1 protein-coding gene is annotated in these 1,133 nt (G+C 71.0%); it reads right to left on the bottom strand.

The features are described from left to right. Positions 1 to 1,133 (bottom strand): PAS domain-containing sensor histidine kinase (locus tag AC1D1T_RS32625; protein WP_477993501.1); only part of this gene is annotated, 1,133 nt, incomplete at both ends.

The following is a 1,133-nucleotide window of genomic DNA, read 5'->3' as shown; positions in this document are numbered from 1 at the left end:
TCCAGCACGTCGTTGATCAGCGCCAGCAGGTGCTGCCCGGCGTCCAGCACGTGGTCGGCGTAGTCGTGCACCTTGTCAAGGTCGACGGGGTCGGTGTTCATGCGCATCAGCTGCGAGAAACCGATCACCGCATTCAGCGGCGTGCGCATCTCGTGGCTCATGCGCGACAGGAACTCGCTCTTCGCCCGGTTGGCCAGCTCGGCGGCCTGCTTGTCGCGCAGTGCCTGCTCGGCCTGCTTGGTGCGCGTGATGTCGGAATGCGTGCCGACCACGCGGCGCGGGCTGCCGTCGGCGTGGCGCTCGACGATCTTGCCGCGGTCGAGCACCCACAGCCAGCGGCCGTCCCTGTGCTGCAGCCGGTGCTCGGTCTCGTAGACCTCGGTGTCGCCGCGCCGGTAGGACTGGATGGCCCGCATCACGCGCGCCTTGTCGTCCGGGTGGATGCGGCGCGACCACTCCTGGATGGTGTTGCCGATCTCGTCCTCGCGGTAGCCGAGCATCTCCTTCCAGCGCGGCGAATAGAACGCGAGGTTGCGGTCCTCGTCGAAGTCCCAGACGCCGTCGCCCGCGCCCTCGAGCGCGAACTTCCAGCGCTCCTCGGCGGCCTTCAGCGCCTGCTCGGCGGCACGCTGCTGCGTGATGTCGCGCGTGACGTACAGCACCCGCGCGCCGGCCATCGGCGACAGCCGCGCCTCGAAGCTGCCGGGGCGCCCGCCGGCCGTCACCAGGTCGTACTCGAGGCACTGCACCGCGCCGGTCTGCAGCGCGCGGCGGATCGCCGGCAGCACCTGGTCGGCCAGCTCCTGCGTGACGCCCTGCACGAAAGGCCGGCCGCGCACGCTCTCCCAGCTGTGCACCATGAACGGGTGCTTCGGGTCGCCGCATTCGAGGTAGCGGCCATCCTCGTCGAGCACGAACCAGAGGTCGGGCACGGCCGCCAGCACCGCGCCGAGCCGCGCCTGCGCCTCGTGCGCCTGCAACTGCTGGCGGGCCAGCTCCAGCTCGGCGCGCTTGCGGTCGGTGATGTCGAGCGCCAGGTGGACCAGGCTGCCATCGTGCAGGCGGCGGTCGTTGACGATCAGCCAGCGGTCGCGCCAGCGCAGCTCGTGCTGGGTGCGCCGTTCGGAGGCGAG

This window comes from Rhizobacter sp. P2_H3, assembly GCF_056403355.1.
This window is presented reverse-complemented; position numbering and strand designations above follow the sequence as displayed.